The sequence below is a fragment of the Poseidonibacter lekithochrous genome, assembly GCF_013283835.1.
Taxonomy (GTDB): domain Bacteria; phylum Campylobacterota; class Campylobacteria; order Campylobacterales; family Arcobacteraceae; genus Poseidonibacter; species Poseidonibacter lekithochrous.
In genome coordinates this window covers 497,824-508,141 of record NZ_CP054052.1, presented here as the reverse complement: position 1 = coordinate 508,141, position 10,318 = coordinate 497,824, and the positions used below count along the sequence as shown (strand labels likewise).

The window sequence follows — 10,318 nt, the reverse complement described above, 5'->3', positions numbered from 1 at the left end:
TTTAAGATATTTTTATAACGTCATTTATATTATTAGAAATGTCTTCTACTCTTTGCTGCCAAAGCTTACCAAATTCAACTCTTTCTTCACTACTTGCATTTCCTTGAACACATTTTTGCATCAATGCTTGCATAGATGGATGAAATTGTATTGAGCTTGGATTATATATTACATCTACACTTTGTTTTGAATCTTTTCTAGTAAATCTAGCACTAGCTCCATTTAGTTCTTGTTCAAATTTTAAAAGATAATTTCTATCAAAATTTCCAGCAATTCCTTTGAAGCCATTATTAGTACAAGCCCCTGTAATATTAGTAATTACATTTGCAATAACTCCAGCAACACCCTCACTTTGCCTCTCACTAAACTCTACAAGGATTTCTCCACGTTTAGCTATATCATCTGGATATAAAGCTTTTAGTGCTTCTAGAGTCATTAAATAAGCTCCTAAAACAGTAGGACATGAGTGACCTGCTGTTTTAACAACATCTAAATAAGAAAATTCAATTATTCCATCTTCAAATGCACCTAAAAATAATGATAAATCATCTTGTAATTTTATTGTTTCTATATTTTTGAAAAATTCTGGGTAAGTCATTTTTATACCTTGTTTACACAAAGTATAAAAACTTTGTGTTAGTTTATTTTTTTACAAATAAAGATATATTTATCTGCATCATCTTCGGAATGCAAGTTAAATTCTCTTATTTCTTGGATTTTAAATCCATTGTTTTCTAATAGTTTAGAAAGGTACTCTTTTGAATGATACTCTTGAATAATAGAGTCACTCTCACGTGAGTACAGATTGCTTTTTTGCTTATTAAATAGTGTAATATCTGTTTGTAGTTTATTATCTTCAAAAAGTGCATCAATTGCAATAAATTTATCTTTTAAATCTATTGTAATACACCCTTGAGCAATATTATCAAAACCAAAGTGCGAGTTTACATCAAATACGAAGTATCCGCCTTGATTTAAAACAAGATTAGTTTCTTTGATAAAAGTTTCTAAATAGTTTTTATCCATATAATTAAGTACATCAAAAATAGCTGTAGCACAATCATATTTCTCTTTTACTTCATTTAATGGTATTGCTTTAGCATCTAACCCTTTTGCTTTACAAACCTTAATTTGCTCAACACTTAAATCAGTACCAAAAGCAGTTTTACCATTGATTTTAAGATTCTCTAAAAAATATCCTTGACCACATCCAATATCAATGATGTTATCAAGTTCATTTACCATTACAAACTCCATAAACTGTTTGTGTAATAAATAAACTTCATCTTCAAAGTCTAAGAATGGTTCAACTTTTGAATATAAATCTAATCCCATTATAAAGTAGCTTCTATCTTTTCTTTTAAATCTAAGATTACATCTTTTTTAGCATAAAATGCATTTTTATTAGCAATTAAATACGCTGAACTTTCCATAATTGTAGGACCTACTTCTAAGCCATTTTGTTTCATTGTTTCACCTGTTTCAACAATATCAACAATACAATCAGAAAGATTAACTAAAGGTGCTAATTCAATAGAACCATAAAGTTTAATAATATCAACAGCCATTGCTTTTTCTTCAAAATATCTTTTTGCAATTTTTTCATGTTTAGTAGCAACTGTAATTTTACTTTTTGTTAAGTCTAACTCTTCGCCAGCTCTTAATCCAAAAGCAACTTTACATCGTCCAAGTTCTAAGTCAAGTAGTTTGATTAAATCGTACTCTTTTTCTTCAAGTACATCAAGTCCTACAACACCTAAATCAGCAGCTCCATGCATAACATAAGTTGGTACATCTTGGTTTCTAACATTTAAAAATCTAAATCCAGATTTTTCTAAAATTAGTTTTCTATCTTCAAATACAAACTCTTCTCCAAAAGCTTTCTCAAACTTAGCAAGAGTTTCTTTAGCAATTCTTCCCTTAGGTAACGCAATTGTTAGCATCAATTATCCTTTTCATGTTCTCAAATATCAAATCTTTTTTATATACACTATTTTCAAAGTACCCACTTAATAACTTTCCATCTCCACCTGTAAATATAATATTCTTATTTTTGCTTACTTCTTTGATTGGTAAAATGATAGATTTTAGCATGGCGTATTGTATGGCATCTTTTGTTTGAAGCGGTATTTTATCTAAATTTACATTTTTTTCAAAATCAAACTTTAGTTTTTTGGAAATTTTTGGGTAAGTTTTAGAAAATGCTCTAAACCCTGGTAAAATAAATCCACCTTTATGTTTAGAATTTCTCATAATATCTACAGTAATAGCACTTCCAGCATCCACTATTACAGCATTTTCTTGAAATACACAAGCAACTGCTCTATCTATTCCATGACCTACATATTGTGTTTCAAACTCTAAATATTTTTTTATGTTTTTTGCACTAGGGTTTGTTTTTAATAGTTCTTTTGTAGCTTTTTTATTCACAGATACGTAAACAATCTGTTCTTTAAAAGTTGGTATTTCATCTTTTATTGAATACTTTTTATGTTTCTTTCCAATTAAAAAATGAAATGTAGTATTTCCAATATCACATAAAATCAATTAGCTAATCCTAAAGTTTTTTTAGGATTATAACTAATTAACTCTTTAATGAGTGACTTTTACTCTTTGTATTTCATATCCTAAAGCTTTTAGTTTTTTCAAAATACTATCTTCTCCAGCTAAATGAGCAAAACCTACAAGTACATACTCAATATCTTTTGAATCAAACATTTTTTCTATTTTTCCTATCCACTTATTATTTCTTTTAGCAATCATAATATCATAGGCTTTGGGGAAAATAGTTTTAAACTCATTCATATATTTTTCTAATATTTTCGTATCTCCATTCTTCCATGCTTTATGTACTAAAGGAATTTGAACAGAAGATTTATCTATTTCAGCTAAAGTATATTTTATGAAACTCTCTTCATTTCCTATACCCATATTCGAAATAAACTCTATTTGATCTTTTAGTGTTTCTAAATAAATTCTATCTTTATTTCTCTTCCTAGCTTGATGTTCCATAAAAGCATCAACTCCAGATACATTAAAACCTGCTTCTGAATAAAGATTTATACTAATAGTACTTAGTATAAATCCTGGTTTCATATTTAATATACCTAAGGGCATATTTTTTGATTTTAAATATTTTGACAAAGAATCATAGGTTTCTTTACTTAAAAAATCTTTTATATTTTTGCCATTTGAATAAACACTTTTTTCTCGAATATAGCTCTGAAACTCTGGACTCTCACCTTCTGATAAATCAGCCTCAAATACAATATCATCAGAGTTTACAAAAGCTTGAGAAAATTCATGTTTCAAGGGATAATCAGCCCTTGATAAAATATGCATAGTTCCTGCTATATAAATATGGTTTGAGTTTTTGCTAACTTTCCATACCGGAGCATCTGCATATAAACCTACAGTTAAAAAACTTAATAAAATCAGTACATGTATTTTGAATTTTTTCATTTTAAACCTTATAAAATTTTAATTAAGATTATTTATAATCTACTCTAACATTCCATGAATTTTCTTTTAAATATGCTTTTGCTTTTGAACATAAAGGAGATGAAATAAGAAGCTCTTTTTTCTTGAAATTATGATCAACTAGGGAAGCTAAACTCTCACACATTGCCATTAAGTCATTTGCATTTTTTCTTAAAAATCTACTCTTACCATCTAAAACAAATATTGCGTAATATTCACTTTTTACAGAAGTTGCCGTATATATTTCTATTTTCTTTCTAGAACCTAATTCTTTTGGTTCAGTTTTTTTAATCTCTTTAAAAATCACATTTTTATTTGTGAAATAACCTGTTAATTCTTTCAAAATTTTCCTTTATAAAAAAGGAATTATATCTAATTAAATCTTTTTGGGCTAATACATACGAAGTAAACATTAATCATCTACAATTGTCATTATTCATAAAGGAATTAAAATGAAGATAGTTCTACTAATATTTATATTATTTAGCAATATTTTATTTGCAAATGAAACAATATTAAAATCAGGTGATAAAAAAGTCACACTAATAGAGTTATACACTTCCCAAGGTTGTTCATCTTGTCCTCCTGCTGATAAGTGGTTAAGCCAATTAAAAAATAAAGATGGTTTATTTAAGACTTTTATTCCCTTAGCCTTTCATGTAACTTATTGGGATTTTATTGGTTGGAAAGATATATTTGCTAATAGTTTAAATGACAATAGACAAAGAAACTACTCTTCAAAAGTTTGGAAAAAGAACTCAGTTTATACACCACAATTTATAGTTGATACAAAAGAGTACAGACAATGGTTTAATGGGCAACCTTTTCCAAGACTACAAAATAGTTATGCTGGAAATCTAGAAGCAAAACTTAGTAAAAATAAAAACTTAGAAGTTAAATACAATAATAAAAATATCAAAAATAAAAAAGTTTTAGTAAATATGGCTATATTAGGTTTTGATTATAATATTGATATTAAAAGAGGTGAGAATAAATCTAGAGTTTTAGAACATGACTTTGTAGTGTTAAAACATATTCAAAAGTATGCTGCAATAAAAAATCACAACTTAGATTTTAAAAATAAACTATACCAATTAAAAAAAGAGCCAAATAAAAAGTATGCTTTAGTAGTATGGATAAGTGATGAGAACTACAATCAACTCCAAGCTGTAGGTGGATATATAAATTAAAGATTTTGAGGAATAATTATTTTAAAACAAGCACCTTTATAGAAAACACTATCATAAGTAAAACTTTCATTTTCAACTAATAGTTGTCCATTCATATGTTTTTCAACCATTTCAATGGACATATATAGACCAATTCCCGTACCTTGGTCTTTATCTTTTGTTGAGAAATATGGTTTAAATATATTGTTTATTACATTAGAGGGTATTCCACCTCCTGTATCTTTAATAAAAAATATTGCATTATCATTTTCTTCATAAATATCAATAAATATTAATCGTCTATGATCATCTCTTTGCTCTAAGGCATCTTTTGAATTGTTTAATAAATTCATAATTACTTGCTTTAGCTCATTCTCCAAACAATTTAACTGCACATCATGTAAGTTTTCAATAACTTCTATACTTAAAGAGTCTAGTCTTGAATCTACTAAGTTCATTGTCTTTTTATAACAATCTTTTACATTAAAAATCTTTTTTTCTTTGTCAGGTTTAAAGAAGTTTTTAAAATCGTCAATAGTCTCAGATAAATAAGTAACTGTATCCCCTATTTTTTTTAACTCTTTTCTATCATCTTCTTCATTCGTTATATTTAAATCTTTTTTTACAATCATTCCTGAAGTTATTATTGAGACTACAGATAAAGGTTGTCTCCATTGATGGGCAATATTACCAATCATTTCACCCATAGCAGCCATTTTTGACTGATGAACTAACATTCTATCTTTCTCTTCTAACTTCTCTTGTACTCTTTTTTGTAAAGTTATATCAATAAATGAAGCCACATAATATATAACCTCATCACTTTCATTTAATACTGCTTGTATTGTAAGATTTTCATTTACTAAACTACCATTTTTATGTAAATTACTAATCTCACCCATCCAAAACTTTTGTTTATCTAAATTATCAAACATTTCATCATAAAACTCTTGTGTATGAAGTCCAGACTTTAAAACACTTGGTGTTTTGGATATAACTTCATAGGGTTCATATCCAGTAATTGTGGTAAAAGCTTTATTAACTTGAAGTATCTTTCTATTCTTATCGGTAATTATCATTCCACTTTGTGTTTCAAAAGCAACAGCTGCTAATTTTGAAGCTTCATGGGAAGAACTAATTCTTTCTAACATAGTATTAGCTTCATCATAAAGTTTTCCAAACTCATTTTGTTCATTTGTTGTAATTCTTTTATTTAATGACTCTGAGTGTTCAATCTTTTCTAAAAAAGATACTAAATTTAAAATTGGTTTTGTAAACCTTTTTGCATAATAAATAGCTAAGAAATAAGAGATAAAAAGAATAAAAGCAAATATTAATACTAAGACTTCAATATCTCTTTTTATTACATCTACAATTGTATCTATTTGAAAGTTTAACTGGGCATAACCTAATTTAGTATCTTTATAACTGGCATTAATATACAATTTTAAAGTATTGTTTTTCACCTCTGATTTTTCCAAAGGTTTTAAAGGCAAAACTTCAACTTTAAAACTTTCATTTTCTTTGTTATATTGAAAAATTGCTTTTTTATCTAGTTTGTATAAAACCATAGAATTCAAAGTAGAAAAGGATTTTAGTTGGGAAGTAATATCCGCAGCAGCTGATACTTCATTAAGTAATATAAGTTTAGCAAAGTCCTGACCTAATACTAAACCTACTGTATGAGCTAAGTTCATTGCTCTTTCATGTTGATTTTGCATATACCAATATACAAAGCTTCCATAAGATATTAATCCAGTTAAAGATGCAATTAGCATAATGATAATAATTAATCGTTTTTTTATTGAACCTTTATAATGCAAAAATCATCTACCTACTTTTTGGATGGATTATCTATTGGTAAAGCAGAGTCATTCCCCCACTCTAACCATGAACCATCATAAATTGAAGCTTTAAAACCTAACTCTTGTAATACAACATAATTTAAAGCAGCTTCAGCACCACCATCACAATAAAGAATTATCTCTTTATCTCTTGGAATATCTTTATATAATTCTTTTAATTTATCGATATTTTTAATACTATTTCCATTGGCTGTTACTTGATAGTTTTGAGTACAAGCATAGTTTTCTGCTGTAGGTATATGTCCAAATCTTGAAGCAAAGGATTCTTTACCTGTATAATGAGATTTTTTTCTTCCATCAATAATAGTTTTCTTACCAATTGCTAATAAGGTACTTAGTTTTGTTTGAACCTTTTCATTATCTACTCTTGGTACAAATTCTTTTCTTTTAGGTATGTACTCAATATTAGATAAGGGAATACTTTTCTCTAAAGACTTATTAAAACCTACTTTTAAAATACCTACATTCTTATGACCTAATGTCTCTAAAATCCAATAAAATCTTGCCGCCCAAATAAACTCCCCATTATCATAAGCAAGGACTAAACTTTCACTATTAATTCCAGATTTAGAAAATAATTCTTTTAAAAAGTCAAGTTTAGGCATAAAAAACTTATCATCAAAAAGATTTTTAAGTCCAGGAACATTCACTGCATTTCTAATATGAGATTTAGAATACTCTTCCTTAGGTCGTAAATCTATAATAGAAAGATTAGGATTTTCTATATTTTTTTCTAACCAATCAAGAGTAACAATAGCTGGAATTTCAGTTTTTTGTGCATTTAGTGTAGATATTAAAACAATAGTTGAAAACAAAATTTTTAAAAGAAAAGACTTAGGATTGTTCATTTAAAGCTCCAAAGTAAAAATTTGAATACTAAAGATTACCATAAATTAATTAAAAGAACATGTTTATTATAAGGTAATTAAATTATTATTTTGTAATTTATACAATAATTAAGATGGAAAAAAAGATTACTATTTTTATTTACACTAGGGAACAGGTATACAATACACAAGTGTTGTTCAAGGAGACAGGGTATATGAGTGGTAACTTCAGTATACCTGCTCTCTACTATAAATATTAGAGTTTTATTATTTAACTATTTGATATAACTTTGAACACTCCTTTAGTTTTTCACTAGAATCAATGTTATTTATTATGTCTTGATGACTGTGAACTCTTGCATTATAAACATATATAAAAAGTTCATCACCTTTTTTTAAATAGTTTCTTTTTCCAAACTCACTATATGCTGTAGCACCTGATGCTATTAACATTCCTTTAGCCTCTTTTGCATTTGTCATAAATTGGCTAATCTCTTCTAATGGTCCACAATCCTCTTGAGTATTAAACTTGTTAATCATCCAATCTTTTAATTGAGTGAAAAAATAAGAATATGATTTAACAGCAGAAATAGTTCCATAATTATGTAAAACCCCATCTCTTTTAATAAAAGAAGAAAGATGGTAAGTATCTAAAATGCCTTTTTCTGTAAAACTATCAATTTCAATCAAATCACTTGAGATACCTTTTGTATTAGATCCCCAGTTCTTTTTTGTACTTAGTTTCTTACCATCTTGAACTCTTAGTGAGCAATCATTAAAAGCAGAGAAAAACTTGGGAATAATATCTATAACTTTTCCTTCTTCATATACAAAATCACACAATAATGCTACTTCTGGCTCTGCTTGTATTTTGTCATCTTCTCTACCATGAGTTAGAATCACTTCATCACAAATAGGATAGGTAGATAAAAAAGAATCATGTCCTTTAATATAAAAAGGAAATAGACCTTTTGGAGCATCTTTTTCTTCAGTTTTAATTACTGAAAATTCATCTGCTTCCCCAGCTTCTCCTAAGTGACCTGCAAAGTTTCCAGCTACTGCAAATCCTAAATAGTTTTTTAAATCTTCTATTAACATAAATACTCCTAGTATCTTTCTCTAAAATTCTTTATCATTGGTATTTGATACAACTTTTTCTGCAATAGAATTAACTTCTTTAGCTACTTTATTTGCTTCTTCTGAAGTAACAGCATTTTCTTGAGTAACTTGATCTAATTTATTTACAGTATCGTTTATTTGCTCCATAGATGAGAATTGTTCTTTTGATGAATTTGATATTTCATCTATTAAAGACAAAGTATTATGAATATTAGTATTTAACCTTTCATAACCATTTATCATTTCATTAGAAATCTTTTTACCATCATTTGTTTTTTGTGTTGCATTCTCAACTAATTCTTTTATTTCTTTAGCAGCTTCAGCGCTTCTTGAAGCTAAATTCCTAACCTCTTGTGCAACTACAGCAAAACCTTTACCTGCCTCTCCTGCTGTTGCTGCTTCTACTGCTGCATTTAGTGAAAGTATATTTGTCTGGAAAGCAATTTGATCAATAACGGTAATTGCTTCAGCAATTGCATTTGTTTGTTCATTTATTTCATCCATAGAAGAAGCTGTTTTTGAAGCTAGCTCTTCACCTTGAGATACAGAACTTGATACCTCTTTAGCATATGAAGTCATTTGAACAATATTTTTTGAACTACCTTGCATTCTAGAAGTTATCTCTTCAATAGCTGCTGCTGTTTCTTCAAGTGAAGCTGCTTGACTATTTGCAGAAGCAGATAAAGTATCTACGTTTTTAGATAAATTATTTGCATTTGAAGATAATAATAAACCAATTTCTTTATTCTCAACTAACATTGATGTAATAGCTTCACCTAAACCATTTATATCTTCACTTAAAGCTTTAAAGTCACCTTGAATATTACTTGTTTCAATTTTTTGTCTATAATCATATTTTGAATACATTGATAAAACATTCATAGCATTATTTATATTTTCTTCAATTACATTCATCATTTCATTTATTACATTTTTTAATTCATTTAATGTAGGATTAGAAGTATCACCTTCAATCTTCACATTTAAAAAACCTTTTTTAGCTTCATTTGCACATTCAATTGCACTGTCAACTAATACCCTATCTTTTTCAATACCTTCTTTTGTTTTTTCAATATTTTCATTTATGATTTTTGCCATTACACCTAATTCATCTTTTGAGTGCAAGTCGATTAAATTTACTTCTTTTTTCTCTTGATTTAAATATTGAAAGAACTCTAATAAACCCTCTTGAAAAATAATTAGTGGTTTTTTAATTGAGTTTGTTACAACAATAATTATGAAAAATAATAAAGCCACAACAATTGCAATAATTAAATATAAAGTATTTAAAGTATTATCAATATTTAACAAAGCACTTTCATAACTTTTATTATTCTCAGCAGATGCATATTTTGTAATAGTTTTTAGCTCTTTACTAATTGTATCAAAGGGATATCCCGTTTCTAAAACCTTATCTAAATAAATATTCATAACATCATTCATAGCATCGCTAATTTGAGTATCATAATCTTTTAAATTTACTTCAATTTCTTTAATACTTTTTTTAATTTTCTCATCTAAAACAACTTGTTTTTTTAATTTTTTCAAATCATTATTAACTTGTTTTTGAATCTCTAATAAAATTTTAATTTCTGCATTTATTTCAGGCTCATCATAAGCCCCTGTTACATAGTTAAAAACTTTGTATAAAGTAGTATTGTATTGTTTCATATTAGTCAAAAATTCACTACTAGTCTCATATAACTCAAATTTAACTTCTACAATTTCTTTTAAAGTACTTTTATTTGACTTTAAAGAATCATTTGAGAATAAAGCTAATGCAATTAAAAAAATTACAGCAATAATTGGAGCTATTAAAACTTTCTTAGCAATTTCTAAATCTTTAATACTTAACATT

11 protein-coding genes are annotated in these 10,318 nt (G+C 27.2%); 1 reads left to right on the top strand and 10 read right to left on the bottom strand.

Features of this window, described 5'->3' with window-relative positions; genetic code table 11:
* Position 1: 1 nt before the first annotated feature.
* From ALEK_RS02530 to ALEK_RS02505, 6 genes are read right to left on the bottom strand one after another with little or no spacing between them, the layout of a single operon-like run.
* Positions 2 to 598: an FmdE family protein gene (locus ALEK_RS02530; protein WP_071626385.1), complete on the bottom strand. Its 597-nt coding sequence runs from the start codon at positions 596 to 598 to the stop codon at positions 2 to 4.
* A gap of 38 nt (positions 599 to 636) precedes the next feature.
* Positions 637 to 1,335, bottom strand: coding sequence for a class I SAM-dependent DNA methyltransferase (locus ALEK_RS02525; RefSeq protein WP_071626386.1), 699 nt, complete (start codon positions 1,333 to 1,335; stop codon positions 637 to 639).
* A complete protein-coding gene (gene hisG, locus ALEK_RS02520; RefSeq protein ID WP_071626387.1) occupies positions 1,335 to 1,943 on the bottom strand; it encodes an ATP phosphoribosyltransferase in 609 nt (202 codons plus the stop codon). The genes ALEK_RS02525 and hisG overlap by 1 nt, the downstream gene beginning before the upstream one ends.
* Entirely contained in the window at positions 1,921 to 2,547 is a 627-nt protein-coding gene (locus tag ALEK_RS02515; protein ID WP_071626388.1) for a type III pantothenate kinase, read from the bottom strand. The genes hisG and ALEK_RS02515 overlap by 23 nt, the downstream gene beginning before the upstream one ends.
* 45 nt (positions 2,548 to 2,592) lie before the next feature.
* The gene (locus tag ALEK_RS02510) at positions 2,593 to 3,462 is read right to left on the bottom strand and encodes a TraB/GumN family protein (RefSeq protein WP_071626389.1); all 870 of its coding nucleotides are present in this window, start codon (positions 3,460 to 3,462) and stop codon (positions 2,593 to 2,595) included.
* A 28-nt stretch (positions 3,463 to 3,490) separates the two neighbouring features.
* Positions 3,491 to 3,823: a hypothetical protein gene (locus ALEK_RS02505; RefSeq protein ID WP_071626390.1), complete on the bottom strand. Its 333-nt coding sequence runs from the start codon at positions 3,821 to 3,823 to the stop codon at positions 3,491 to 3,493.
* A gap of 109 nt (positions 3,824 to 3,932) precedes the next feature.
* Between ALEK_RS02505 and ALEK_RS02500 the strand changes: the two genes are divergently transcribed.
* Complete coding sequence (locus ALEK_RS02500) at positions 3,933 to 4,670, top strand: DUF1223 domain-containing protein (protein ID WP_071626391.1); 738 nt, start codon at positions 3,933 to 3,935, stop codon at positions 4,668 to 4,670.
* On the opposite strand, the gene ALEK_RS02495 is transcribed toward ALEK_RS02500, so the two are convergent.
* From ALEK_RS02495 to ALEK_RS02480, 4 genes are all read right to left on the bottom strand, one after another.
* Positions 4,667 to 6,472, bottom strand: a complete 1,806-nt coding sequence (locus ALEK_RS02495) for a PAS domain S-box protein (RefSeq protein ID WP_071626392.1) — start codon at positions 6,470 to 6,472, stop codon at positions 4,667 to 4,669. The two genes, ALEK_RS02500 and ALEK_RS02495, sit on opposite strands and share 4 nt — an antisense overlap.
* A gap of 11 nt (positions 6,473 to 6,483) precedes the next feature.
* The gene (locus ALEK_RS02490; protein ID WP_071626393.1) at positions 6,484 to 7,362 is read right to left on the bottom strand and encodes a sulfurtransferase; all 879 of its coding nucleotides are present in this window, start codon (positions 7,360 to 7,362) and stop codon (positions 6,484 to 6,486) included.
* A 246-nt stretch (positions 7,363 to 7,608) separates the two neighbouring features.
* Positions 7,609 to 8,439 (bottom strand): DUF5718 family protein, encoded by an 831-nt coding sequence (locus ALEK_RS02485; RefSeq protein WP_071626394.1) that lies wholly within the window; start codon positions 8,437 to 8,439, stop codon positions 7,609 to 7,611.
* A 21-nt stretch (positions 8,440 to 8,460) separates the two neighbouring features.
* Positions 8,461 to 10,317, bottom strand: coding sequence for a methyl-accepting chemotaxis protein (locus tag ALEK_RS02480; protein ID WP_071626395.1), 1,857 nt, complete (start codon positions 10,315 to 10,317; stop codon positions 8,461 to 8,463).
* Position 10,318 lies beyond the last annotated feature (1 nt).